The organism is Quadrisphaera setariae, assembly GCF_008041935.1.
Classification (GTDB): domain Bacteria; phylum Actinomycetota; class Actinomycetes; order Actinomycetales; family Quadrisphaeraceae; genus Quadrisphaera; species Quadrisphaera setariae.
The window spans coordinates 362,753-386,429 of the sequence record NZ_VKAC01000003.1 but is presented as its reverse complement, the minus strand read 5'-3'; the positions used below and the strand labels follow the sequence as shown (position 1 = coordinate 386,429).

Sequence of the window (23,677 nt, the reverse complement as noted above, 5' to 3'; positions counted from 1 at the left end):
CGCCAGGCACCCGCCAGCCCACCTCGGAGGTCCCCGTGAGCTCGAGCCCGTCCCGCACGCGCGTGGTCGTCACCGGCCTCGGCGCCGTCACCCCGCTCGGTGACACCGTGCAGGCGACCTGGGACGCCCTGCTCTCCGGCACCCCCGGTGCCCACACCATCGACGAGCCGTGGGTGGAGGAGTTCCACCTGCCGGTCACCTTCGCCGCGCGCACGAACGTCCCCTCCCCCGACGTCCTGCCCAAGCACGAGGCGAAGCGCCTGGACCCCTCGGGCCAGTTCGCCGTGGCCGCAGCCCGCCAGGCCTGGGCCGACGCAGGCACGCCCCAGGTCGACCCGCTGCGCCTGGCCGCGGTCGTCGCGACGGGGATCGGCGGTGTGCACACCCTGCTCGACGCCTACGACACCCTGCGCACGCGCGGCCCGCGCCGCGTGCTGCCGATGACCGTGCCGATGCTCATGCCCAACGGCGCCGCGGGCGCGGTCAGCCTGGCGCTGGGCGCCGCGGCCGGCGCGCACGCACCGGTGTCGGCGTGCGCCTCCGGCGGCGAGGCCGTCGCGTACGGCCTCAACATGATCCGCACGGGTCGTGCGGACGTGGCCGTGGTCGGCGGCACCGAGGCGGCGATCCACCCGATGCCGCTGGCGAGCTTCGCCGCGATGCAGGCGCTGTCCACCCGCAACGACTCCCCCGAGACCGCCTCGCGGCCCTACGACACCACCCGTGACGGGTTCGTCATGGGTGACGGCGCCGGGATCATGGTGCTGGAGTCCGAGGAGTTCGCCCGCGCCCGCGGAGCCCGCATCTACGCCGAGGTCCTCGGCGCCGGGACCTCCTCCGACGCGTACCACATCGCCGCTCCCGAGCCCGAGGGCGCGGGTGCCTCGCGGGCCGTCGTCGAGGCGCTGCGCACCTCGGGCGTCAGCGCCGCCGACGTGGTCCACATCAACGCCCACGCGACCTCCACGCCCGCGGGTGACCTCGCGGAGGTCAAGGCGCTGCGCGTGGCCCTCGGGGCCGACCTCGACCACGTGGCCGTCAGCGCCACCAAGTCGATGACGGGGCACATGCTGGGTGCCGCAGGAGCCGTGGAGTCGATCTTCTCCATCCTCGCGCTGCACCACCGCCTCGCGCCCCCCACGATCAACGTGGAGGACGTCGACCCGGGCGCCGACGTCGACCTGGTGCTCAAGACCCCGCGCGAGCTGCCGGAGGGCATCGCCCTCAACAACGCCTTCGGCTTCGGCGGGCACAACGTGGCCGTGGCGTTCGGCCCCGCCAGCTGACCGGCCCGCCGGGCTGCACCACGCAGACGGCGAGAGCCCCCTCACGAGCTCGTGAGGGGGCTCTCGCCGTCTGTCAGCCGTCCGTCAGCCGACCCGGTGCAGCCAGCGGACGGGGTTGCCGTCACCGGCGTAGCGGAACGGCTCCAGCTCGTCGTCCCAGGCGCGGCCGACGGCGAGGTCGATGCCCTCGCGCAGCAGCTCCAGGTCGTCCCCGGCGCGCTCGACAGCGGCGCGCAGCCGGTCCTCGGGCACGACGACGTTGCCGTGGGCGTCCGTCACGGCGTGGAAGATGCCGAGCTCCGGGGTGTGGCTCCAGCGGCCGCCGTCGACGCCCTCGCTGGGCTCCTCGGTGACCTCGAAGCGCAGGTGCGCCCACCCCCGCAGGGCTGAGGTGAGGCGCGCCCCGGTACCCGGTGCCCCGTGCCAGGGCACCTCTCCGCGCAGCAGGCCGGGAGCCACCGGCTGGTCCGTCCAGTCGATGGTGACCGACACGCCCACGACGTTGGCCGCAGCCCACTCCACGTGCGGGCAGACCGCACGTGGCACGGAGTGCACGAACAGCACGCCACGGGTGATCCCACCGGACATCTCGACCTCCTCCGACCTCGGCGCCTGGTACGTCTTCCCCAACGACCTGCGACGGGACGAGCGGTGGTGCGAACTGCGCGGGTGGACCGTGCGGCGCCATGCTCGTCGGTCATGATGCACCACGCGGCGGGGCGGCACCAGGAGATCCCGGCCCTCGGCTCCGGCGTGTCGACCCTCGCGCTCGGCGGCCAGCGCCCCGACCAGGGCCGCCGGGTTCGGCGCGGTCGCCGTCGCGGCGTTCTAATGGGGACGTGGTCGACCACCCCCGCAGACCTGCCTTCCTGGGACCCGCAGCGATCGACGCGGTGCGGGGCGGCGGCGACCCGGCGCTGCGCGAGGAGGCCGCCCAGACCACGGCGCGCCTCATCGTGGACGGCGCCCGCGGCTCCGACGACGAGGAGGTGGCCGCCCGCCTCGTGGGCCTGGCCGACGAGCACGGCCTGGAGGTGCTGTCCACCCTGTGGGCCGACGCGCCCGCCGACAGCCTCGCCGGAGCCCTGTGGCGCCTGTTCGCGCTGCGCCAGTGGGTGCACGCAGACCCGGTGGGTGCCGCCCGCGAGTTCGAGGAGGGGCGCCGCAGCGTCCCCGTGATGGAGGTGGTGGCGGGCGTCGGGGACCCACCCGGCCCCGACGAGGTCCGCCGCTCCGTCGACGCGGTGCTGCGCGGCCTGGCTCGGGGTGACGTTCCCACCACCTTCGAGCGGGCTGCCGCCTTCGCGCGCGTCGTGGCCGCCGGACGCGCGGCTCGCGCCGCGCAGGGCCTCCCTCCCGTGACGGGTCGGGCCACGGCGGAGCGGCCAGGGGGTCCCACGGAGTCCGCCGTGCGCCTGGTCCGCACCGCGGAGCAGCTCGAGGCCGCTGCGCGGCAGGTGCGCCTGGAGCGCTTCGAGGCCTCCTCGGACTCGTCCCGCTCGCCAGGAGGCGGCGCGCCTCCGTCCAGTTCTCCCCCATCGCGCGACTGAGGGGCCCGCGCGGGGTTAGCCTGGGGGTGCGTCGGGCCGCGGTAGCCCCGGGCTCCACTTGAAGCCGCTTCGAGCGGCCCCGCGCCGAGAGGCGCTCCCGGCCCGACGCACCTACTCCTCGAGCTCGTCGAGCAGGTCCCGCAGCCACCCCGGGCCGGCGCACACCGCGGTCGGCGGGAGCCGGGCCCGCAGGCCCCGGTCGGCGGTCACCACGAGCACCGCCCGGCCTCTCGCGGTCAGGAGCTCGGTGAGCTCCGCGACGGAGGAGTCCCCGTCCGCCTCGGCCAGGTGGACGTGCACCGCGTCGCGCAGCCCCCCGGGGGAGGCGCTGCGCGCCGCGCCCTCGAGCACGGCGTGCACCTCCCCCAGCGCCAGCGCGCGACCGTCCGGTCCCGTGGCCGAGGTCCGGGCGGCCAGGTGCGACAGCTGCCCGAGCAGGCGGCGGGCGGCTCCCGGGCGGTCGCGCCACCACCCGTCGGGGCGGGAGCCGACCGCGTTGGCCGCGTCCACCACCAGGTCGACACGGTCGTCGTCGTCCTCTGCCACCCCAGCAGCCTCGCGCGCGGTGTAGCGGTCGCGCGCCGCAGGGGGTACGACTGCCTCATGAGCCAGCCGCCGGACCTGCCGGACGAGGACGCACCCTGGGCCGACGGGCCCGGCCACCTCAGCGGGGAGGGCCTGCCCCTGCCCGAGGAGGTCGCCGCCCTGGAGGACCTGCCGCCGGAGGACGAGGTGCCGCCGTCGCCGAGCTGACCGCCGCCGACCACCCCTCGGACCGCCCCGAGGGACCGCTCGTCGTCACACTGACCGGACGCTCCGGCCGGGCGGCGGGCCGGCTCGTGCTGCCCGCTGAGGAGCTGCGGTGGCGCTTCTCGCGCTCCTCGGGCCCCGGCGGGCAGGGTGTGAACACCGCGGACTCGCGCGTGGAGCTGTCCTGGGACGTGGCGGGTTCGCGCGTGCTGGACGAGCCGCTGCGCGAGCGGCTCCTGCTGGCCCTGGAGGGACGCCTGGTGGACGGCGTGCTCACGGTCGCCGCCGCCCAGCACCGCCAGCAGCGGCGCAACCGCTCTGCGGCGCGCGACCGGATCGCGGCGCTGGTCGCGTCGGCCGCCGCTCCCCCGGCGCCGGCGCGCCGGCCGACGCGGATCTCCGCGGGGGCGCGGCGGCGCCGGACGGAGGCCAAGCAGTCGCGCAGCTCCACCAAGGCCCTGCGACGACGCCCCGACTGGTGAAGCGGCGACCTCCCACGAACCACCGAGGCGCCTGGTAGTGTCGTCATCCGACGCCGCCGATGGCGCGTCCCATCCCGCATAGCTCAATTGGCAGAGCAGCCGGCTGTTAACCGGCAGGTTCTTGGTTCGAGTCCAAGTGCGGGAGCCCATCCTCCAGGGCTCCTGAACGTTCATCAGCCCACCGGTACCGGCTCGCCGGGGCACCCGCAGCTGGTACCCCCTCCACAGCGGCGACCAGGTGGCTGCGTCAGCGGTGTCCTCCTGCCGGCCCAGCTCTCGCGTGATGGCCCGCCGGTCGTTCGCGGAGCGGGTGCGCTGCTCGGCCTCCCAGCCCGACGCGCCCGTGCGCCCGGCGTCGCCCAGCGCGGAGGTCGGTGGCGGCGCCGTCCGAGGGACCTCCCACAGCAGGCGACGCGTCAGACCTGCCCGGACCACGTCACCGCTGGGTGACTCCTCGAGCACGCACGGTCCCCCTGGTCACCCTCACGGATGTCCCTGCAGCTCCCGGACTGCGCAGATCGGACGAACCCGACGATCTCCCCTACAGTTCCGGCCGTCCACCGGTCGGGTCACGCGCGCCCCGGCCGAGCGCGAGAGGCGGACCTGACGACGTGGTGCACGTGAACGAGGCCGAGCAGGTGCTCGTGGTGGAAAGGCCCGACGGCACCTCCGAGGTGACGGTGGGCGGCGCGGTGCAGGTGCTGAGCGCCGTCCCGCAGGCGGAGGTCGCCGAGGTGGTCACCGCGCTGGTCGCGGAGCGCGCCGCAGCCCTCGGGAAGCCGGTGCGCGTGCTCACGAGATGTGGGTCGAGCTGGAGCGCCGTCGTGGTCGACCCCAGCGGTGCGGTGCGGCCCGACAGCCGCTCCACCGGGCGCGCGGACCGCCGCACGTCCCCCTCCCCCGCCGGACCCGACGTCGAGACCCTCCCGGAGGCAGCTCCCGTGTCCACCGCCACGCACCAGCCCGACGCCGCCGCAGCCACCAGCAGCCCTCCGGCCGGCCACCGCCCCTGGGGCTACGACTACCCCGAGGGCCGCCAGTCCTTCCTGCGCGACCAGCAGCAGGAGCTGTCCGCTCGGGAGGGCTGGCGAGGGGCGCTGAACCACTTCGGCCTGCGCCTCGCCCCCGACGAGGCGGAGCGCAGCGGACGCGCTGACGCCGCGACGGTCTCCCAGCACTGGGTGGGCCCGCGCACCATCGCCGTGGTCAACGCCAAGGGAGGGGCCGGGAAGACCCCGACGACGGCGATGCTCGCGGCCACGTTCGCGCGCCACGGAGGCGCGGGCGTGCTGGCGTGGGAGAACAACCAGACCCGCGGCACGCTCGGGTGGCGCACCGAGCAGGCGCGGCACGACGCGACGTCGATGGACCTGCTCCCCCGGGTGCAGCACCTGCTCGGCACCGGCGCCCGCGCGGCCGACCTCGCCCGCTACGTGCACCACCAGCGCGCGGACCGCTACGACGTGCTGCGCTCGCAGCCGCTGGCGCTGGCCAGCGAGCAGCGCGTGACCCCGCACGACGTCGACGCCGTGCACGAGCTGGCGTGCAAGTACTACCGGATGATCCTCATCGACTCCGGCAACGACGAGTCAGACCCCACCTGGCTGCGCATGGTCGAGCACAGCGACCAGCTGGTGGTGCCCACGACCACCCGCGACGACCACGCCGAGGCCGGCGCGCTGCTGCTGGAGGCCCTCGCCGCTCGCGACGAGCGCTCGGCCCAGCTCGCGGCCTCGGCCGTGGTGGTGGTCACCCAGGCCGACCCCAAGGCCACCGCCGCCGACGTCCAGCGCGTGGTGGAGGGCTTCGGCGCCCTCGCCCACCAGGTGGTCACGGTGCCGTTCGACCCCGCCCTGGTGGACGGCCAGCTGCGCCACGACCTCCTGCGCCCCGCGACGCAGAGGGCGTGGCTGGCGGCCGCGGCCGCCGTGGCGCGCGGGCTCTGACGGCGCCGTCACCAGCCGCCCGCCCGCGTCTGGCAGCATCGGGCGCGCACGCCGCAGTAGCTCAGCCGGTCAGAGCAGGGGACTCATAATCCCTGGGTCGTGGGTTCGAGCCCCACCTGCGGCACTGTGACCCAGGTCACAGTGGATCGACCGTGACGTTCCGGGACTCCCTGACTCCCACCTCATGTCGCGCACTTCGGGCACAGCCCGGAGGACGACGCACGAGCCCGACGAGGACCGGCCGACAGGCCGGCAGAGGGAAGGACGGAACCCCATGTCCCAGACCACCACCAGCACCGCCGTTGCTTCGACCAAGCCGGGTGCGCTCACCACGTCCCAGGGCCACACCACCATCGCTGACACCGTCGTGTCGAAGATCGCCGGTATCGCCGCGAACGAGGTCAACGGCGTCTACGCCCTCGGTGGCGGCGCTGCCCGCGCCATCGGTGCCCTGCGCGAGCGCATCCCGGGTGCCACCACCAACCACTCCCAGGGCGTGTCGGTGGAGGTCGGCGAGAAGCAGGCCGCCGTCGACATCAACCTCATCGCCGAGTACGGCGTCTCCATCGCCGACCTCGCCGCCGGCGTGCGCCGCAACGTGGTCTCCTCGGTCGAGCGGATGACCGGCCTGCAGGTCACGGAGGTCAACATCGACGTCGCCGACGTCCACATCCCCTCGGACGACGACGAGCACGAGGCCCCCGCCAAGCCCGCTCGCGTCCAGTGAGCCCCTCTGCCGCCCCGACTCCCGGGGCGACGCCGGTGACCGCTCCTGATCCGGCCGACGAGGTCACAGCGGTCGAGGCGGTGGTGGAGACGGTGCTCCGCGTCCCCGGCGTCGCGAGCCTCAGCGCCGGCCCTGCCGGTTCTGCGGCGACGCTGCTCCCCGGACGGCGGATCGACGGTGTGGCCCTGCGACCGACCGGCACCGAGGTGCACGTGGCCGTCCGATACGGCGTCGACGTCCGCGCCACCGCGCGAGCGGTGCACGACGCCGTCGCCGGTCTCGGGGCCTCTGTGCCCCAGCCGGTCAACGTCCACGTGGAGGACGTGCTGGCGCGCTGAGCGCGCCGTTCCCACCACCGGCTGTGGCGCCGGTAGCGGGCGGGTCGCCGTGGCGACCCGCCCGCTACCGGCGCCCCCGGGGGTCTCTGAGCCCCCAGACCGACTCGGACGAGATCCCTTCGGCTGATGGGATCTCCACACCGCCAGCACCGCGACGCTGCAGCCGGACCACCTGGCGCAGCGCTCCGACCAGACTCCTCGGCGGTGGTCACCGCTTCGGCGGACCTGGACGCCGTGCTGTCGCCGCCGGACCTGCTCAGCGCTCGTCGCGCAGCAGGCCCATGAGCACGACGTCCTCGTAGCCGCCTCGCACCCAGGCGTGCTGGCGTCGTCGTCCTTCTTCCACGAAGCCGACCTTGGCGTAGGCGCGCAGCGCCCCAGCGTTCGAGGCGATGGCCTGCAGGTGGATGCGCCGCAGGTTGCGCCGGGTGAAGCCGAAGTCGACCAGCTGGCGCAGCGCCTCGGTGCCGACGCCGCGCCCGCGGAAGCCGTCGGCAAGGCTGATGCCCGCCTCGGCGTGGCGCGCCAGGGTGTCGAAGGCGAAGAGGGTCGCGCTGCCCGCGGGGCGCCCGTCGACGTCGATGACGAAGAAGACGTCGTCGCGGTAGCTGGTGGCGGAGGCGTTCGCCTGCGCGTCGTACCGCTGGCGCGGCACCGGCCCGGGGGCGCTCGGGTCGCGCTCCTCCCAGGTGCTGAGGTCGGAAGCGATGCTGTAGAGGACGTCACGGTCCGCTTCGGTGCGCGCTCGCAGGGTCACGGTGGGTACCTCGGACACCGCCGCACCGTACCCAGCAGCCTCGCTCGGGAGCGCGTCGGCGGCGTCCGCCCCAGGCACGGCAAGGAGGTGGTCACGTGGGTTGCTGCGGCACCACCTGCAGGACCAGTCTCACCGGATGGCCCTTCCCCGCATCGTGGCTCCCCTCGCCGCCTCAGCCCTGCTCGCGACGGCGGCGGTGGCGCTGGCGCCCGCCGCCTCGGCGCACGGCGGCCCGTCCTCGCTGCCGGCAGCCGCGTCTGTGGCGCCCTCGCTGACCAGCGTCGTGACCATCACTGCCACCGGCGACGCCTCCGCACCGACCTCGGCCAGCGCCCAGTGGAGCATCCCCGCGTGCAGCGGAACCGTCTACGCCGAGTTCGTGCTGCGCCAGCAAGGGGCTGGGGGCTCGCCGTCGGTGCACCTGCAGGACAAGGGCTTCCGCGCCTACCCGTGCCAGCCCGCGCCGCAGGCGGTCACGGTGCGCTACGGCCCCGCCGACCCGTCGCAGGCGGTGCTCACCACGAGCCCGGTGGTGCTGACCACGACCACCTCCTCAGCTGCTGCCGGAGGAGACCAGACGAGCAGCACCTCCACCACCGCGAAGGCGGTGGCCAGCGCGAAGGGACTCCCCAAGGGCTCCGCCGTGGTGCCGCGCCACACCCAGGGCGTCGTGCGGCACGACGGTGGCAGCGCCGCGGCGCGCTGGGTGGTGCCGGCGTGCACCGGCAGCGTGCGCGTGGTCTTCACCCTCTTCCAGGACGGCGAGTCGTCGCCTCGGGCGGCCCAGGGCCCCACCACCTACCCGTGCAGCCCCGCGGACCAGCTGGTGACCGTGCAGTACAGGCCCACGGGTGGTGGCGCAGCCGCCGTCCACACCGGTCCAGCCGACCTGTGGGTGGACACCTCCTCCGCCCGCGGCGACGCGACCAGCCGGCCGCTGCAGTCGGCCGGGGCGACCGCGACCGTCTCCTGACCCGTGGGTGGGGGGAGCGCGGGCACGCTCGTCGTCCTGCGGGGGAACTCGGGCTCGGGGAAGACCACCGTCGCCAGGGCCGTGCAGCGGCGGTTCCCGAAGGGCACCTGCGCGGTGGTGAGCCAGGACAGGATCCGGCGGGAGGTGCTGCGCGCTGCCGCGCCGTCCGTGGCAGCCTGCTCGCGTGCTCCTGGACCGGATCGGCACCGACCTGCGGGAGGCGATGCGCTCCCGTGACCGGGTGGCCGTGGCCGCCCTCCGGAGCGCCCTCGCGGCGGTCGCCAACGCCGAGGCGCAACCCTCGCCCGACGGCCAGGGCGCGATGGGGATGACCTCGACCAGCGAGCACGTCGCAGGCTCGGCGATCGGCGTCGGCGCGACGGAGGTGGAGCGCAAGCGCCTCTCCCCGGACGACGTGCTCGCCGTACTGCGGCGCGAGGTCGAGGAGCGGCGGAGCGCGGCGCGGGAGCTGCGCTCCGCGGGACGCGCCGACCGCGCCGACGAGGCGGACGCCGAGGCGGAGGTGCTGGCCCGCTACTGCTGACGCCCGCGGCGGTAGGCGGCCGGTGTGGTGCCCGTCTGGCGGGTGAAGTGGTCGTAGAACGAGCTCTGCGAGCCGAAGCCGGCGGCGTGGGCCACGTCCGCGGTGCTCGCGTCGGTGGTGAGCAGGAGGCGGCGGGCCTCGGCCAGGCGGCACCCGAGCAGGTACCCGCCCAGCGTCACCCCCCATCCGGCGGCGGAAGAGCGTGGTGGCGTACGGCGCGCTCAGGTGGACGGCCGCCGCGGCGTCGGCGGTGGTGACCCCGTCGCGGAAGCGCTCGACGCAGAAGCGCGCCAGGTCGGCCACGGGGTCGCGGCCGGTGGACGGCTCGGGCGGGGCAGCAGCGCGAAGGGCCTGCGCACCGTAGGGCTGTGCCACAGCGTGCAGGGCACCACGCGCATGCTGGCGCGTCCCCTCGACGTCCCCTACGACGAGGTCGACCACCTCTGCGCGGGCATCGACCACCAGGCGTGGGTCCTGCGCTTCCGCCGGGGCCACGAGGACCTCTACCCGCGCCTGCGGGCGGAGATGGCCGCCCGGCACGTGCCCGGCCGCGCCGCCGGCCAGCTCGCCGGGGACGACGGCGACCACAGCGGTGTGGCGGACGCCGCGTCCACCTACGAGGGCGGCAACGAGCAGGTCCGGACCGCCATCATGTCGGCGTTCGGCTGCTTCCAGACCGAGAGCAGCCACCACGCCTCGGAGTACCTGCCGTACTTCCGCAAGGACCCGGAGATGGTGGAGAGCTTCATCCCCCAGCGGTGGGACTACTACGAGGTGTGCGCCGCGCACGACGTCGGCGGGGAGCTGGATGAGCAGCTGGCCCGCCTCAAGACCGAGCTCGTGCCGTCGGTGGAGTACGGCGCGAGCATCGTCAACGCCATCGTCACGGGGGTGCCCGCGGTGGTCAACGGCAACGTGCCCAACCGGGGTCCGCTCATCTCCAACCTGCCCGACGACGCCTGCGTGGAGGTGCCGTGCCTGGTGGACTCCGGTGGTGTGCAGCCGACCGCTGCCGGGCCCGTGCCGCCCCAGCTGGCAGCCCTCAACAGGACGAACATCGGCGTGCAGCAGCTCGCCGTTGCCGCAGCGCTCACCGGGGACGTCGAGCACGTCCACCACGCGGTGGCGCTCGACCCGCTGACGGCCGCGCTGTGCACGCTCGACCAGGCCCGCGCCATGACCGAGGAGCTGCTGGCAGCGCACGCCGACCTGCTGCCGGTGCCGCTGCGTCCCCGCTGACGCGCGGGTGCTGCTGCGCTGCCGCCGTCAGGGCCGGCGGGTCGACTCCCGCAGCACCAGCCGGTGGGAGGCGATGACGTGCTCGGGAGGAGCCTCGCGGTCCGCGATCCGCCGCACGAGCAGGCGGGCTGCGGCGTCGACCATCTCGTCGTGCCCCGGTGCGACGGTCGACAGCGACGGCACGCTGGTGGAGGCGTCGGGGACGTCGTCGAAGCCGACCACCTGCACGTCGTCGGGCGCCCGCAGCCCCGCGTCGGCGAGACCGCGCAGGGCGCCGAGGGCGAGGGTGTCGGTGGCGCAGACCAGACCGTCCGTCCTGGGCTCGAGCTGCAGGGCCTCGAGGGTGAGCCGCAGCCCGTCGGCAGCGCGGTAGGTGGCGGACTCGTGGAAGCGGACCCGCGCCGCCGGGCTCCCCTCGACGGCGGCGGCCACGCCCGCCGCCCGCAGGCGGAACGCATCGCGGCGCGACCCGTCGGCGGCCGCGGGCTGCGGGAGCCCGACCGCCGCAAGCCGGCGGCAGCCCCGGTCGAGCAGCAGCTGCGCCGCGTCGCGGGCCCCCGCCGTGTTCGCCATCTCGACGTGGTCGAAGCGCTGGAGGTCCTGCCGCTCCCCCAGCATCACCACCGGGAGGTCACCGGCGAGGGCGGCGACGTCTTCGGCGGACAGGTCGCTGGCGCTCAGGAGCAGGCCGTCGTAGGCGTTGACGCGCGACCCGCTGATCGCGGCGAGCTCGCCCTGGCGGCTGGCACCTGTCTGCTCGACCACGAGCCGCAGCCCCTCGCGAGCGAGCCGGGCGGTCAGGCGCGCGGCCAGCATGCTGAAGTAGTGGCTGTCGAGCTCGTGCACCGCGAGGCCGACCACCCCGGTCCGGCGCCTGCGGAGGTTCTGCGCCGCCACGTTGACCCGGTAGCCGGTCTGCTCCACCACCGCCAGGACGCGCTCGCGCGTCTCGGACCTGACGTTCCGCCCCGCCAGGACGTTGGACACGGTCATCGCCGACACGCCGGCGGCGTCAGCGACGTCTCGCATCGTCACCACGGGCCGACCTCCTCACGGCGAGCCGTCGCGACCGCAGAAGGTGATCGTGACAGACGGAGAGGGGGCTGGACAGCGGTCGAACCACCCCTTGTGTATCGATACAACCACGAGCGGGAGCCGGTCTGCCCGCCGCACGACGGCGCAGCCGGCTGCCCTGGGTAGGGTCCGGGGCCATGACCGCGACGGTGCTCGACCCCTCCCCGGTCGCCGCGGGGTTCCGCGACCAGGTCCGCGCTGACGTGCGGCGCCTCGCCGTGCAAGGCCGGTCGCTGCGCGTGGTCGGGCTGATCAGCCAGGAGAAGGGGCCGGCCGCCACCTACGCGCGGTACGCCCAGCGGGGCTTCGAGGACGTCGGCATCGACTTCGAGCTGCGGCGGACCACGTCCGAGCAGGCGGAGGCCACTGTCGCTGGGGCGAACACGGACCCCGACGTCGACGGCGTCTTCCTCTACTACCCGCTGACCGACCGCACCGGGGACCGGTGGCTGCGCGAGCTGGTGGACCCGCGCAAGGACGTCGAGGGCATGCACTCGTTCTGGGGGCGGTTGCTCTACGAGAACCAGCGCTTCGTGGACCCCGAGCGCCGGTTCCGGGCGATCCTGCCGTGCACGCCGCTGGCCGTGCTCAAGCTGCTGCAGGCGGCGGGCCTGCGCAGCGACCGGGAGAACGCCCCGCTGGAGGGCGTCACCGCGTGCGTCATCAACCGCAGCGACGTCGTGGGCCGCCCCCTGGCGGCGATGCTCGCCAACGACGGCGCCCGCGTGCACTCCCTGGACCTCACGGGTCCGCTGGTGTTCGAGCCGGCCATCGGCCGCCACTCCCACGACGTGCGCGACTCCGAGGTCGACCGGCGCACCGCGCTGGCAGACGCCGACGTCGTCATCTCGGCGGTGCCCTCGCGCGACTTCGAGCTCGTCCGCGGCGATGAGCTGAAGGCGGGGGCGATCTGCGTGGACGTCGCGGAGTTCACCAACTTCGACGCCTCCGCGCACGAGCGGGCTGGCGTCTTCGTGCCGCGGGTGGGCCCGCTGACCATCGCCATGGCGGCGCGCAACCTCGTGCGGCTGGCGTCCGCGCAGCAGCGACAGGCGTAGGGACGGGCCGTGGGCGCCTGGGGGACGGGACTCGTCGAGGACGACATCGCCGCGGACTGGGTGGACGAGCTGGAGGACGCCGCGGTGATCCGTCGAGCGCCGCTCGTCCGCGCTGCACTGGAACGAGCTGCAGACCGCGGTCGGCCGCTGGACGCTCCCGAGGCGGTGGAGGCGCTGGCCGCGGCGCTCGTGGTGGCGTGGGCGGTGGACCGGGTCGACGTCCCCGCCGAGCACCACGCGCTCGCGCGGTCGCTGGCAGAGGCAGCGCCAGGGGTCGTCCCGCTGGCCATGGCGGCGTGCGACCGCATCACCTCCTCCGAGGACGAGGAGTGGTGGGAGCGCTGGGCGGACGCCGGCCTCGTGGACGAGGCACTCGCCGCCGTGCGCGCCGCGAGGGACGCCCTCGCCGGCTGAGGTCCTGCGTCGCAGCGCTCGGGGATCGCCTCAGGTGCGAGCACGGCCCCGCGGTCGGCGCCGTCGCAGCGGGCGCAGGCCCAGCAGCTCCTCCGGGTCGGTGTGCGTGAGGTAGAGGTAGACCGACGCCGCGGCCCAGGCGACCTCGGCGTCATCGGTGAGGGTCTCAGCAGCGGGGACCTGCAGCCCGCGGGCGCGGCCCCAGGCAGCCCCGTCAGCGGTGTGGTCCGCCGAGTAGCCGAGGGACGGCACCGCCTCGAGCGCCCGCGCGAGCAGCGCCGACGCGACGCCTCGGCGGCGGTGCGTCGGAGCGGTGTGGACGAGCTCGACGTCGCCGTCGAAGGCGAGGAAGGCCACGGGGACCAGGGCACCGCGGCGCCGCTCGAAGGCGGCGAGCAGCCGGCAGGCGGTGAGGTCGCGGGCGTCGACCTCACCGGTCACCAGTCGCCGCACCAGCACGGGTCCCCCTGTCGACGTCGACGCTGCACCCGCTCGGATCCTCCCCCAGCAGGGGGTTCGACCTGTCACCGGGGCCCGGCGCAGACGCGCCGCGAGGTCGCGGTGGCGGTCCGGTCCCTGTCGCGAGTGGCCGTCCGGTGCACCCCGGTTCGAGCGCGCTGCTCGGCTGCGGGACCTCCTGGCCTCGGCGCCCCTGTCGGAGGGCGGACGCCGCCACGTGGCGTTCTGCGCCGGGTCGCCGATGCCGGAGCCGGACCCTGCCGTGGAGGAGCACGGACCGAGGGAGTGGCTAGCGTGGCTGCGCCACCGAGGACGACCGAGACGGAGCGACCCATGACCTCCCCGCGAAGCTCTGAGCAGCACCTGGCCGTGTGGAGCACCCTCGACGACCCGCGGGTGCTGCGGCTGCTGCTCGCCGCGCGGCCCGGCTGGGTGGTGCTCGACGCCCAGCACGGCGCGTGGACGGACCGCACCCTCACCGACGTCCTCCTCACGCTCGCGACGGACGTGCCGGTGTGGGTGCGCCTGCCCGACGACCGCCCCAGCGGCATCGGCCGTGCGCTCGACGCGGGTGCGGCCGGCGTCGTCGTCCCCCTCGTCGAGTCGGTGGAGCAGGCCGCTGCGGTGGCCGCCGCCTGCCGCTACCCGCCCACGGGTCGCCGGAGCTCCGGGCCGATGCAGGGCCTCGTGGGAGGGACCGCGCCGACCACCGCCGAGGCGGACGCCGCCGTGGGGTGCGCGGTGATGGTGGAGACCGCGGCGGGCCTCGACCGCGTCGAGCAGATCGCCGCGGTACCCGGCGTCGACCAGGTGTTCGTCGGACCCAACGACCTGTCGCTCTCCCTCGGCACCACCCTGGACGCGCTCCTCGCCGACGACGACGAGGGCGGCCCGTTGCCCCGGGTGGTCGCCGCGTGCCGCGCCGCGGGGGTGCGCGCCGGCGCCTACGGCGGTGACGCGGCTCGCGGGCAGCTGCTGCTCGAGCTCGGGTTCTCCGACGTCGTGGTGGCCACCGACACCGGGCTGCTGGCCGGGGCGGCCGCAGTGGCGTTCTCCCGAGGGGACTGAGCTCGGCCACCGCGCGGTCACCGCGCGGCGTGCCGGCCGTGTGCTCCCGGCGTGCGACCCTGGTGGTGCGCGCACGTGCGCGCCCTCCGCCGATCGGGCGGGGCCCACGAAGGGCGGACCGATGGCCCCCCAGGCACCTGCACCCCGTGACGACCTCGCCGCCCTCGAGCAGCAGCGCCGCCAGCACGACGAGACCTTCGAGCGACGCGCTGTCGACGCCGCCCAGCGCCGCCGCGCCGCCGTGGACCTGTGGCGCCACCAGCGCGACGTCGAGGAGCGCCACCGCCACGAGGTGGAGCAGCGCCAGAGCGCCGACCGCCGCGTCCGCGACGAGCAGGTGCGCCTGCGGCACGAGGCCGAGGACGAGGAGAGGCGCCTGCACCACGCGCTCGACGCCGCGCTGCGCCGCGAGCGCGTGGTCACCCACCTCGCCCGCACCGACCCGGCGCTCACCGGGCAGCTCCAGCGCGCCCACGAGGACGTGGACCTGACCCGTGCGCGGTGGCAGGAGGCCGACGACGCCCGCCGGCGGTTCCCGTCCCGCTGGCCCTGGTGAGTCCCCCGTTCGGGAGGTGTTCTTGGTCGGGCGCTGACACGCTCGTGCGATGGACGGCGACGCCTTCAGCTCCACGGGTGCGCCCGCGGTCGGCACCCGGAGTGCGGACGGTGACCTCGCGCAGCAGCTGGCCGAGCTCGTCGACGAGCTGCAGCAGGACCCGTCCCACCAAGCCGTCCTCGACCGCACCGCCGCTGCCGCTGTCGAGCTGGTCCCAGGGGCCCAGCACGCCGGTGTCTGCCTGGTCCGGGCCGGGCGCCGGGTCGGTCCGGCGTCGGCCACGTCGGAGCTGGTGCTGCGCCTGGACGAGCTGCAGGCCGACACCGGTGAGGGGCCGTGCTGGGACGCGGCGCTGCACCAGCGGGCCGCGCGCGTGGCCGACGTCGGCGCCGAGGTCGAGCGCTGGCCGGAGCTCGCCTCCCGCGCGCGGGCGCTGGGGACGCTCAGCGTGCTGTGCCTGCACGTGCGCTCGGGGAAGAGGGGCCTGGGGGCGCTGAAGCTGCTCAGCGAGGAGCCGGGGGCCTTCGACGCCGAGGCCGAGCGCGTGGCGGCGCTGCTGGCCGTCCACGCGGGACGGGCCATCGCCGACGCCCACCAGCTGGAGAACCTCCAGCTGGGCCTCGCCCACCGGGACGTCATCGGACAGGCGAAGGGCATCCTCATGGAGCGCCACCGCATCACCGCCGACCAGGCCTTCGCCCTGCTGGCCTCGGCCAGCCAGCACACCAACCGCAAGCTGCACGACGTCGCCGTGGACCTCACCGCCAGCGGGGAGCTCCCCCAGCGCTGATCGCGCTCAGCCCGCCGGTGGTGCGCCCCAGCCGACGGACGCTCGGGTCGCCGGGACGGCCTTGCGGTGTAAGGCTGATCTTCCTGCTGCGGTGACGCGCCGTCAGCAGACACCGTCGGCGTCCTCGTCGACCGACTCCCTGGGAGACGCCGTGCCCGCTCTGCTCGCCTCCAGCATCCGCCGCTGGGTCCTGCTGTCCGTCGCCGTGCCGGTCGGGGCGGCTGTGGCTCGCAAGGTCGCCCGCAGCATCGAAGCGCGCCGCGGCCCCAGCGCCGTCACCAAGGGTCTGACGAAGGCCGCGGACGCGGCCCAGCGCAGCAAGCGCAAGAACCGCGGACGCACCGGGCGCTGAGCCTGAGGGGGGTGCCCGGCGCCGACGTCCCCTACGGTGGTGGCGTGCCCGTCGGTCCACCCCCCGAGGACGAGGACGCGCTGGTCCTGGACCAGCAGAACGCTCTGGACCGCATCTCCGACCTGCGCGAGCGCCTCGAGCGCACCGCAGACCCGGAGGAGCGGGCGCGGCTCGTCGCGGAGCTCGACGCGCTGGCCGACCGGCTCGACGCGCTGGCCGACGCCTTCGACACCGAGGCCGAGAGGCGGGACCGCGACGCAGAGGCCCGTGGCACCCGGGCCCTGGCCCGCGACCGCGCCGCGGCAGACCGCGCCACCGCGCAGGGCGTCCCGGACGTGGGGGCGCTCGATCGCCAGCACGCCGCGGTGGCACGGGACTGGGCGGCCAGCGACCGCTACGAGTCCCGCACCGACCGTCGCCGCGCCGCGGAGGCTCGTCGCTCGGCCGCCGACGAGCGACGCGCCGCGGCTACGGAGCGTGACGCACTCCCCACGGAAGATCACGACGGCGAGGGCTGATCGCCGTCGTCCGACGAGGGGTGCCGGCGCGGGCCCTCCCCGACGGGTGCGACGGCGGAGCCGCCCCTAATCTCGGGGTGTGGAACCGGCGTCGACAGTCCTCGACGCGATCCCCAGCTCCATCGCCGCCGCCCGTGCGATGGTGCGTGAGCGCTGCCGGGTGGCCGGGGCGACCGACCTGTCCCGTGACCTCGCCGTGCTGCTCACCAGCGAGGTGGTCACCAACGCGGTCCTGCACGCCGCCAGCCGGGCCCGGCTGAGCGTGATCGCGAACCACGAGTCGATCCGCGTGGAGGTCGGCGACGACAGCACGGAGCTGCCGCAGGTGCTGCGGCTGCGCCGCGGCTCGCCCCACGGTCGCGGCATGGCGCTCCTGGAGGACCTCGCCGACGCCTGGGGCGTGCGGGAGGAGCCCGGCGGCAAGGTCGTGTGGTTCACCCTGTCCAGCGACCGCCAGGCGGACGAGCCCCGGGACTGACGTCCCGGCCGGGGGTCAGGCCTCGACCGAGACGTCGGTGAGGGGCTTGGAGCAGCACAGCAGCACCTTGCCCATCTTGACCTCGCGCGGCCGGATGCCGCCCTGGTGCTGCATGTCCACCTCGCCCTCGACGAGCGTGGTCTTGCAGGTGCCGCACACGCCCTCGCTGCACGAGGACGGCGGGGTCAGCCCGGCGCGGAACGCCGCCTGCAGGATCGTCTCGTCGCGGCCGCAGCGGATCGAGCAGCCGCTGCGGGTGAACTGCACCGCGAAGCCCTCCTCCGCGCTGGCGGCCGCCGCGGCGCCGTCACCGGAGTCGGCGGCGGCGTCTGCCACCCGCTCGACGTCCTCGGAGTCCAGCGACGCGTCCGCGGGGGCGTCCCCGAGGTCGAGCCGCTCGAAGGAGAACGTCTCCTGGTGGTACTGCTCGGCCGGCAGGCCCGCGTCGAGCAGAGCCGTGCGCACCGCGTCCATGTACGGCGGCGGCCCGCAGACGAAGACCTCGCGGTCGGCGTGGTCGGGCACCGCGGCGGTGAGCACCGGCCCGTCGAGCTGGCCGACGAGCCCGGCCCAGCCCGGCTCGTCGCCGGTGGCGGCGACGACGTGCTCCACCCGCAGCCACGGGTGCAGCGCCTCGAGGGCCTCCAGCTCCTTGCGGAAGATGATGTCCGCCGGCGTGCGGGCGCTGTGGACGAAGACGACGTCGGCGTCGCGGCCGAGGTCGGCGAGGGTGCGCGTCATCGACATCAGCGGGGTGATGCCGCTGCCGGCCGACAGGAACAGGTACTTCTGCGCGGGGTGGCGGCTGGTGCTGAAGACCCCCAGCGGCGGCTGGACGCGCAGCATCGTGCCGGGGCGCACGGTGTCGTGCAGCCACGGCGAGACGACCCCGCCCGGCTTGCGCTTGACCGTGATGGACAGCGCGTGCGGACGCGTGGGCGGGGAGGAGACGGTGTACGAGCGCAGCACCTCGGTGCCGTCGACCTCGAGCCGCAGCGTGATGAACTGCCCCGGCTCGAAGTGGAACAGGTGCGCGTCCGGCGAGGCGAAGGTGAAGGTCTTGACGTCGTGGGTGACGTCCAGCACCGCCTGGCACACCAGCAGCGACTCGTCCTCGTCGTCGCCCCAGGTGGCCAGGCCGGCGGGGTGAGGGGGGCAGTGCGCGGTCATGCCGTGGCCTCGACGCCCAGGTGCTCGCGCAGGCGGGTGACGTACCAGTTCACGAAGCCCTCGACCTGGTCCTCGACCATCGAGTAGGGGCCGGGCACGTAGCTCGGGTCGCTGCAGCCGATCTGGGTGTTGGTCACCAGCACGCGGTCCTGGTCGTTGGTGGCGTTCCACACGGTGCACAGGGCCTCGAGGTCGTAGTCGACGCCCTCCTCCGCGTCCGGGTGCACCAGCCAGGTGGTGCGCAGCACGCTGGTGCTGGGCGAGGTCGGCATGACCGAGAAGACGACGGCGTGGTCGCCGAGGAAGTGGAACCAGCTGTTGGGCTGCATGTGCAGCGACAGGTCTCCGAAGGCGGCGTCCTTGACCTCGCCGATGAGCTTGGAGCAGACGGCGGCGCCGTTCGCGGCGAACGACTTGCCCTCGCCGTCCAGGGGCAGGTGGGTCAGCTGGAAGCCCACCTGGCGGGTGTCGAGCTGCATGTGGTCGGCCAGGGGCGTGCCCTGCTCCCGGCGCTTCTCGGCGAGGGCGTCCGCGGCCTTCGTGTACCGGTCGTACAGGGGCTTGAGACGAGGGGTGATGTCCTCCTCGTCGTAGGCGAAGATCGGGAAGTAGGCGCTGATGAGCTCGGGGTGGCCGTCGCAGTGGTAGCACTCGCGGTTGTTCTCCATGACCAGCTTCCAGTTGCCCGCCTCGGGCAGGTCCACCTGGCGGGCCACCTTGGCCTTGTCGAGCTGGTAGGGCAGCAGGTGCGGCTCGACGATCTTCGCGACCTCGTCGAAGTCGGCAGGAGCCTCGGGGGCCAGGCAGATGAAGACCAGCCCGGCGAGGTTGCGCACGTGCACCTTGCGCAGCGAGAAGCAGGTCTTGTCGAAGGTCGGCGGCTGGGACTCGGCGTGCAGCAGCGAGCCGTCCAGGGCGTAGGTCCAGCGGTGGTAGGGGCACACGATGTTGCCCACGAAGCCCTTGTCCTCCAGCAGGCGCGACCCCCGGTGGCGGCAGACGTTGTGGAAGGCGGCGATCTCGTCGTCGTCGTCGCGCACCACGATGACCGACGCCTTCCCGACGTCCACGGTCACGAAGTCACCGGCCTCGGGGATCTCGGCAGCGGCCGCCACGAAGATCCAGTTCTTGCTGAAGACCACGTCGACGTCGAGGTCGTAGACCTCCTGGCTGGTGTAGAAATCACCCTCGAGGCTGTAGCCCTTGCGGCGGCGCGCCACGAGCTCGGCGGCGCTGGCGCCGGGAGCCGGAGCCTCGACGCCAGGAGAGGCCGGTGCGCTCGTGCTGGCGGGGGGCGTGAGCTGCGTGGTCATGGGACTTCCCTTCGGGACCGGCATCTGCGGTGTCGAGGTGGGGGGCTCTCGGCGGTGCCAGGGGTGCTCGGCTCACCAGCTCCATCGCCAGCGAGTTTCGTTCTGCGAGACGGTTTCACTCTGTGGTCCGGCAGATCGTTCTCTCGCTCGCGGTGCGTGTCAAGGGGGTGACCGGCGATCCGCGCGAAGTCCTCCGGCGACGCCGGCCGCTCGCCGTGGCGGCGGCCGTAGTGTTCCGGGATGCGGAACGACGCGTCCACGGTCCAGTCCGTCGACAGGGCCGTCTCCCTGCTCCAGGCACTGGCCGCCCACGGCCCCGCGGGGTTGACGGAGCTCTCCGCCGGCGTGCGGATCCACAAGGCCACGGCCTTCCGCCTCCTGGCCACGCTGGAGGCGCGGGGGCTGGTCCAGCAGGACGGGGAGCGCGGCCGCTACCGCCTGGGCCCGTCGGCGGCGCAGCTGGCGGCCGGTGCCGCGGGGGCGAAGGACGTCACCGCGCTGTGCCGGCCGCTGTGCGCCCAGCTCGCCGAGGAGGTGGGCGACACGGTCAACCTCGTGGTGAGCGACGGGGTGCAGATCACCACCGTGGACCAGGCCGCCGGCGGCTCCATCGTGGCCAGCACCGACTACGTGGGGCGCCGCGGCCCGCTGCACGCCACGGCCGCGGGGAAGGTGTTCCTGGCGGAGTGGCCTGCGGCCCGCCTCGCCGAGCTGTGCGGCGGCGGCCTGGAGAGGTTCACCGACCGCACCCTCGTGGACCAGCGGGGGCTGGAGGAGGACCTGCGGCTCGTCCGGACGCGGGGCTGGGCCGCCGCACAGGAGGAGCACGAGACGGGCCTGGTGGTGGTCGGGGCACCGGTGCGGGCCGCCGACGGCACGGTCGCCGCGGCGATGACCGTCGGGGGCCCCACCTACCGGATGACCCCGGAGGCCCTCCCGTCGATCGCCGCGCACGTGGTGGCCGCCGCAGCGCGGGCCTCCTGGCGCCTGGGCGCGGTCAAGCCCGGCTGAGCCGGAGGCGCAGGGCCACCGGCTCAGCCGGGCAGCGGACGTCTCCCGAGACCGGCCCCGGGATCAGTCGCTGATCGTGACCTTGCGGGGCTCCTGGGCCGAGCGGCCCGTGGGGACGCCGGCCGCGGGTGGCACCACCGGGAACTGCCCCGTGATCGGCGCCTTGTCGCCGCGCAGGTCCTTGAGCAGCGCCCAGCACATGAGGACCATCACCACGAGGAACGGCGTGGCGGCGATGATCGTGAGGTTCTGCAGCGCCTGGAGGCCACCGGCCTGGAGCAGCACGATCGCCACCACGCCGGTGATGCCTCCCCAGGCGGCGGTGAGCCAGCGGCGGGGCTCGTCGTCACCGTTGCTCGACAGCGAGGCCATGACGATGCTCGCGGCGTCGGCACCGGAGACGAAGAAGATCGCCACCAGGAGCACGACGAGGATCGACGTCAGCCCGGACCACGGGAACAGCGCCAGCAGGTTGAACATCTGGGCGGTCTGGTCGCTGTCGGCCAGCACGTCGAGGGCGCCGGTCAGCTGGGCGTTGATGGCGGTGCCGCCGAAGACGGAGAACCAGATGAGGCTCACCAGCGTGGGGATGAGCATGACGCCGATGACGAACTCGCGGATGGTGCGGCCGCGCGAGATCTTGGCGAGGAAGGCGCCCACGAAGGGCGTCCACGACATCCACCAGGCCCAGTAGAAGATCGTCCAGCCGGACAGCCACTCCTGGCCGCCGAACACGCCCGTCCGCAGCGACATGTGCGGGAGCGCGGCGAGGTAGTTGCCGGCCGCGTTGGGGGCCATGTCGAGGATGAAGACCGTCGGGCCGACGACGAAGAGGAAGAGCAGCAGGAGCCCGGCCAGCACCATGTTGGTGTTCGACAGGATCTTGACGCCGCGCTCGATGCCGCTGACGGCGCTGATGACGAAGCACGCGGTGAGCACCGCGATGATCGCGACCTGCACGCCCGTGCCGTTGGCGATGCCGAAGACGTGGGTGAGGCCGCCGTTCATCTGCGCGGCGCCCAGGCCCAGGCTGACCGCGGAGCCGAAGACGGTGGCGAAGATGGCGAGGACGTCGATGGCCTTCGCCGCACCGCGGCCGCGGGGCCCGCGCAGCAGCGGGGCGAACGCGGCGGAGAAGCCGCCCGGGCGGCCCTTGCGGTAGGTGGAGTAGGCCAGGGCGAGGCCGACGACCGCGTAGATGGCCCACGGGTGCAGGCCCCAGTGGAACAGCGTGTACTGCATCGCCTCGTCGGCCGCGGCCGGCGTGCCCGGCGTCACGTCGCCCTCGGGCGGGGTCATGAGGTGGGTGACGGGCTCGGTGACGCCGTAGAACATCAGGCCGATGCCCATGCCGGCGGAGAACATCATGGCGATCCACGAGGCCCGGCTGAACTGCGGGCGCTCGTGGTCGGCGCCGAGGCGGATCCGGCCGACGCGGCTGAAGGCGAGCACCAGGGCGAGGGCCACGAACCCGCTGGCGCTGACGGCGAAGGCCCAGCCCAGGTTGCCGGTGATCCAGCCCAGCCAGGCTCCGGAGACCTTCGCGAGCTGGTCCGGGACGACGATGCCGACGGCGCACAGCGCCACGACGACGACGGCCGAGACCGCCAGCACGGGCTTGTCGATGGGCTGCTTGCGGTGGCGGTGTTCCGGGGGGGCTCCGTTGTCGAGCGACATGAGCTGGTCCTCTCACGACAGGCGGGTGGGCCTGGGCCGGGTGGAACGGGGACTTGCACCCTAGGCAGGACGCGGGCAACTCTGCCGCGCGTGATCTAGATGTAACACGATGTCTGATGCATCAGTGCCAGGTCAAGAGTCTGGAGGCAACTGGTCGTGGCTGCGGGCCTGGTCAGCCCGACGACCGGGACGCCGACGAGCACCCGCCCCCAGCGGGGCGGGTGCTCGTCGGACGGGCTCAGGGGCGCCGCGGGCTCAGCGGAAGACGACGGTGCGGTGGCCGTTGAGCAGCACGCGCTGCTGGCAGTGCCACTTCACCGCGCGCGACAGCGCCAGGGCCTCGGCGTCGCGGCCGACGGTGGCCAGCGCCGCCGGGTCGTGCGTGTGGTCGATGCGGATGACCTCCTGCTCGATGATCGGGCCCTCGTCGAGGTCGGGGGTCACGTAGTGGGCCGTGGCGCCCACGAGCTTCACCCCCCGGTCGAACGCCTGGTGGTAGGGCTTGGCGCCCTTGAAGCCCGGAAGGAACGAGTGGTGGATGTTGATGGCCCGCCCGCGGAGCTTGCGGCAGGCGTCGTCGGAGAGCACCTGCATGTAGCGGGCCAGCACCACGAGGTCGGCCTCGTGCTCGTCCACCAGCTCCAGCAGCCGCGCCTCGGCCTCCGGCTTGGTGGCGGCGGTGATCGGCACGTGGTGGAACGGCAGCCCGGCGGCCTCCGCCATCGGGCGCAGGTCCTCGTGGTTGGAGACCACGGCGACGAGGTCGCCGGCGAGGGTGTCCGAGCGCCACCGGAAGATGAGGTCGTTCAGGCAGTGCCCCATCTTCGAGACCATGACGAGCACCCGCTGGCGCTCGCCACCGCTGAACGTCACGTCCATGCCGTACTTCTGCGCGATGGGGGCGAACGCCGCCTGGAGCTGGGCGACGTCCACGCCGCCGTCGATGCTGGAGAACGCCGTGCGCGAGTAGAGCCTGCCGGACAGGGCGTCGTCGAACTGCTGGTGCTCCACGATGTCGTGCCCCTGCTGGTACAGGAAGGACGTCACCGCGTTCACGATGCCGGGCTGCTGGGGGCAGACCAGCGACAGGACGGCGGTGCTGGTCCGTGCGGGGGCCGCGGTGGGCGCAGCGTCGGTGGTGGTCACG

The 23,677-nt window shown here is 74.4% G+C and carries 29 protein-coding genes, 2 tRNA genes and 1 pseudogene; 22 read left to right on the top strand and 10 right to left on the bottom strand.

The genetic code is table 11. The features are described from left to right. Positions 1-35: 35 nt before the first annotated feature. Positions 36-1,286, top strand: coding sequence for a beta-ketoacyl-ACP synthase II (gene fabF / locus FMM08_RS07115; RefSeq protein WP_147925627.1), 1,251 nt, complete (start codon positions 36-38; stop codon positions 1,284-1,286). 84 nt (positions 1,287-1,370) lie between these two features. Here the strand turns inward: fabF and FMM08_RS07110 are convergent, their stop codons facing one another. Further along, on the bottom strand, positions 1,371-1,874 hold the full coding sequence (locus FMM08_RS07110; protein ID WP_139712483.1) for a DUF3145 domain-containing protein: 504 nt from the start codon (positions 1,872-1,874) through the stop codon (positions 1,371-1,373). Between the two features lie 251 nt (positions 1,875-2,125). Here FMM08_RS07110 and FMM08_RS07105 point away from each other — a divergent pair, with 251 nt between their 5' ends. Then, the gene (locus FMM08_RS07105; protein WP_187279602.1) at positions 2,126-2,836 is read left to right on the top strand and encodes a hypothetical protein; all 711 of its coding nucleotides are present in this window, start codon (positions 2,126-2,128) and stop codon (positions 2,834-2,836) included. A 111-nt stretch (positions 2,837-2,947) separates the two neighbouring features. On the opposite strand, the gene FMM08_RS07100 is transcribed toward FMM08_RS07105, so the two are convergent. Next, positions 2,948-3,382, bottom strand: a complete 435-nt coding sequence (locus tag FMM08_RS07100) for a hypothetical protein (protein WP_147925626.1) — start codon at positions 3,380-3,382, stop codon at positions 2,948-2,950. Between the two features lie 57 nt (positions 3,383-3,439). On the opposite strand from FMM08_RS07100, the gene FMM08_RS22920 reads away from it, so the two are divergent. The 7 genes from FMM08_RS22920 to FMM08_RS07070 all read left to right on the top strand — a co-directional run bounded on the left by FMM08_RS22920 (position 3,440) and on the right by FMM08_RS07070 (position 7,079). Beyond that, on the top strand, positions 3,440-3,589 hold the full coding sequence (locus FMM08_RS22920) for a hypothetical protein (protein WP_187279601.1): 150 nt from the start codon (positions 3,440-3,442) through the stop codon (positions 3,587-3,589). Positions 3,590-3,675: 86 nt separating this feature from the next. Continuing rightward, positions 3,676-4,068: an alternative ribosome rescue aminoacyl-tRNA hydrolase ArfB gene (arfB, locus tag FMM08_RS07095; protein ID WP_255472133.1), complete on the top strand. Its 393-nt coding sequence runs from the start codon at positions 3,676-3,678 to the stop codon at positions 4,066-4,068. Positions 4,069-4,140: 72 nt separating this feature from the next. Continuing rightward, positions 4,141-4,213 (top strand) — tRNA-Asn (locus tag FMM08_RS07090). 466 nt (positions 4,214-4,679) lie between these two features. Then, the gene (locus FMM08_RS07085; RefSeq protein ID WP_222710500.1) at positions 4,680-6,014 is read left to right on the top strand and encodes an AAA family ATPase; all 1,335 of its coding nucleotides are present in this window, start codon (positions 4,680-4,682) and stop codon (positions 6,012-6,014) included. A gap of 50 nt (positions 6,015-6,064) precedes the next feature. Further along, positions 6,065-6,138, top strand: a tRNA-Ile gene (locus FMM08_RS07080). 150 nt (positions 6,139-6,288) lie between these two features. Continuing rightward, entirely contained in the window at positions 6,289-6,741 is a 453-nt protein-coding gene (locus FMM08_RS07075; RefSeq protein ID WP_147925624.1) for an Asp23/Gls24 family envelope stress response protein, read from the top strand. Positions 6,742-6,776: 35 nt separating this feature from the next. Then, positions 6,777-7,079, top strand: coding sequence for an Asp23/Gls24 family envelope stress response protein (locus FMM08_RS07070; protein WP_187279600.1), 303 nt, complete (start codon positions 6,777-6,779; stop codon positions 7,077-7,079). A gap of 256 nt (positions 7,080-7,335) precedes the next feature. Here the strand turns inward: FMM08_RS07070 and FMM08_RS07065 are convergent, their stop codons facing one another. Then, positions 7,336-7,854 carry a GNAT family N-acetyltransferase gene (locus FMM08_RS07065; RefSeq protein ID WP_187279599.1) on the bottom strand — a complete coding sequence of 173 codons (519 nt, stop codon included), beginning with the start codon at positions 7,852-7,854 and terminating at the stop codon, positions 7,336-7,338. Positions 7,855-7,972: 118 nt separating this feature from the next. On the opposite strand from FMM08_RS07065, the gene FMM08_RS07060 reads away from it, so the two are divergent. The 3 genes from FMM08_RS07060 to FMM08_RS07050 are packed head-to-tail and all read left to right on the top strand — an operon-like array spanning position 7,973 to position 9,353. Continuing rightward, positions 7,973-8,809 (top strand): hypothetical protein, encoded by an 837-nt coding sequence (locus tag FMM08_RS07060; protein ID WP_147925621.1) that lies wholly within the window; start codon positions 7,973-7,975, stop codon positions 8,807-8,809. A 3-nt stretch (positions 8,810-8,812) separates the two neighbouring features. Continuing rightward, the gene (locus tag FMM08_RS24060; RefSeq protein WP_147925620.1) at positions 8,813-9,046 is read left to right on the top strand and encodes an AAA family ATPase; all 234 of its coding nucleotides are present in this window, start codon (positions 8,813-8,815) and stop codon (positions 9,044-9,046) included. After that, positions 8,994-9,353: a GatB/YqeY domain-containing protein gene (locus FMM08_RS07050; protein WP_222710499.1), complete on the top strand. Its 360-nt coding sequence runs from the start codon at positions 8,994-8,996 to the stop codon at positions 9,351-9,353. The genes FMM08_RS24060 and FMM08_RS07050 overlap by 53 nt, the downstream gene beginning before the upstream one ends. On the opposite strand, the gene FMM08_RS07045 is transcribed toward FMM08_RS07050, so the two are convergent. Further along, positions 9,344-9,532, bottom strand: a complete 189-nt coding sequence (locus FMM08_RS07045; protein WP_147925619.1) for a helix-turn-helix transcriptional regulator — start codon at positions 9,530-9,532, stop codon at positions 9,344-9,346. The two genes, FMM08_RS07050 and FMM08_RS07045, sit on opposite strands and share 10 nt — an antisense overlap. A 160-nt stretch (positions 9,533-9,692) precedes the next feature. On the opposite strand from FMM08_RS07045, the pseudogene FMM08_RS07040 reads away from it, so the two are divergent. After that, a pseudogene (locus tag FMM08_RS07040) lies at positions 9,693-10,592 on the top strand (family 4 glycosyl hydrolase); the annotation flags it as partial. Positions 10,593-10,619: 27 nt separating this feature from the next. Here FMM08_RS07040 and FMM08_RS07035 read toward each other — a convergent pair. Continuing rightward, on the bottom strand, positions 10,620-11,621 hold the full coding sequence (locus tag FMM08_RS07035; protein ID WP_255472139.1) for a LacI family DNA-binding transcriptional regulator: 1,002 nt from the start codon (positions 11,619-11,621) through the stop codon (positions 10,620-10,622). Positions 11,622-11,803: 182 nt separating this feature from the next. Between FMM08_RS07035 and FMM08_RS07030 the strand changes: the two genes are divergently transcribed. Beyond that, entirely contained in the window at positions 11,804-12,724 is a 921-nt protein-coding gene (locus tag FMM08_RS07030) for a bifunctional methylenetetrahydrofolate dehydrogenase/methenyltetrahydrofolate cyclohydrolase (RefSeq protein WP_147925617.1), read from the top strand. 9 nt (positions 12,725-12,733) lie between these two features. Beyond that, complete coding sequence (locus tag FMM08_RS07025) at positions 12,734-13,138, top strand: DUF4259 domain-containing protein (protein WP_147925616.1); 405 nt, start codon at positions 12,734-12,736, stop codon at positions 13,136-13,138. A gap of 30 nt (positions 13,139-13,168) precedes the next feature. Here the strand turns inward: FMM08_RS07025 and FMM08_RS07020 are convergent, their stop codons facing one another. Next, positions 13,169-13,597 carry a GNAT family protein gene (locus FMM08_RS07020; protein WP_147925615.1) on the bottom strand — a complete coding sequence of 143 codons (429 nt, stop codon included), beginning with the start codon at positions 13,595-13,597 and terminating at the stop codon, positions 13,169-13,171. 333 nt (positions 13,598-13,930) lie between these two features. On the opposite strand from FMM08_RS07020, the gene FMM08_RS07015 reads away from it, so the two are divergent. The 6 genes from FMM08_RS07015 to FMM08_RS06990 all read left to right on the top strand — a co-directional run bounded on the left by FMM08_RS07015 (position 13,931) and on the right by FMM08_RS06990 (position 17,359). Beyond that, a complete protein-coding gene (locus tag FMM08_RS07015) occupies positions 13,931-14,665 on the top strand; it encodes an HpcH/HpaI aldolase family protein (RefSeq protein ID WP_147925614.1) in 735 nt (244 codons plus the stop codon). Between the two features lie 121 nt (positions 14,666-14,786). Then, positions 14,787-15,221, top strand: coding sequence for a hypothetical protein (locus FMM08_RS07010; RefSeq protein WP_147925613.1), 435 nt, complete (start codon positions 14,787-14,789; stop codon positions 15,219-15,221). 49 nt (positions 15,222-15,270) lie between these two features. Further along, a complete protein-coding gene (locus FMM08_RS07005) occupies positions 15,271-16,011 on the top strand; it encodes a GAF and ANTAR domain-containing protein (RefSeq protein ID WP_147925612.1) in 741 nt (246 codons plus the stop codon). Between the two features lie 91 nt (positions 16,012-16,102). Next, complete coding sequence (locus FMM08_RS07000) at positions 16,103-16,363, top strand: hypothetical protein (protein WP_222710497.1); 261 nt, start codon at positions 16,103-16,105, stop codon at positions 16,361-16,363. Between the two features lie 44 nt (positions 16,364-16,407). Beyond that, positions 16,408-16,881 (top strand): hypothetical protein, encoded by a 474-nt coding sequence (locus tag FMM08_RS06995; protein ID WP_147925611.1) that lies wholly within the window; start codon positions 16,408-16,410, stop codon positions 16,879-16,881. Positions 16,882-16,960: 79 nt separating this feature from the next. After that, the gene (locus tag FMM08_RS06990; protein WP_147925610.1) at positions 16,961-17,359 is read left to right on the top strand and encodes an ATP-binding protein; all 399 of its coding nucleotides are present in this window, start codon (positions 16,961-16,963) and stop codon (positions 17,357-17,359) included. A gap of 15 nt (positions 17,360-17,374) precedes the next feature. On the opposite strand, the gene FMM08_RS06985 is transcribed toward FMM08_RS06990, so the two are convergent. Both FMM08_RS06985 and FMM08_RS06980 read right to left on the bottom strand, forming a co-directional pair. Beyond that, the gene (locus FMM08_RS06985; protein WP_147925609.1) at positions 17,375-18,529 is read right to left on the bottom strand and encodes an FAD-binding oxidoreductase; all 1,155 of its coding nucleotides are present in this window, start codon (positions 18,527-18,529) and stop codon (positions 17,375-17,377) included. After that, positions 18,526-19,842 carry an aromatic ring-hydroxylating oxygenase subunit alpha gene (locus FMM08_RS06980; protein ID WP_147925608.1) on the bottom strand — a complete coding sequence of 439 codons (1,317 nt, stop codon included), beginning with the start codon at positions 19,840-19,842 and terminating at the stop codon, positions 18,526-18,528. The genes FMM08_RS06985 and FMM08_RS06980 overlap by 4 nt, the downstream gene beginning before the upstream one ends. Positions 19,843-20,082: 240 nt before the next feature. On the opposite strand from FMM08_RS06980, the gene FMM08_RS06975 reads away from it, so the two are divergent. After that, complete coding sequence (locus tag FMM08_RS06975; RefSeq protein WP_147925607.1) at positions 20,083-20,853, top strand: IclR family transcriptional regulator; 771 nt, start codon at positions 20,083-20,085, stop codon at positions 20,851-20,853. 63 nt (positions 20,854-20,916) lie between these two features. On the opposite strand, the gene FMM08_RS06970 is transcribed toward FMM08_RS06975, so the two are convergent. After that, positions 20,917-22,530: a BCCT family transporter gene (locus FMM08_RS06970; protein WP_147925606.1), complete on the bottom strand. Its 1,614-nt coding sequence runs from the start codon at positions 22,528-22,530 to the stop codon at positions 20,917-20,919. 255 nt (positions 22,531-22,785) lie between these two features. Beyond that, positions 22,786-23,676: a formyltetrahydrofolate deformylase gene (gene purU, locus FMM08_RS06965; protein ID WP_147925605.1), complete on the bottom strand. Its 891-nt coding sequence runs from the start codon at positions 23,674-23,676 to the stop codon at positions 22,786-22,788. Between the last annotated feature and the right edge of the window lies 1 nt (position 23,677).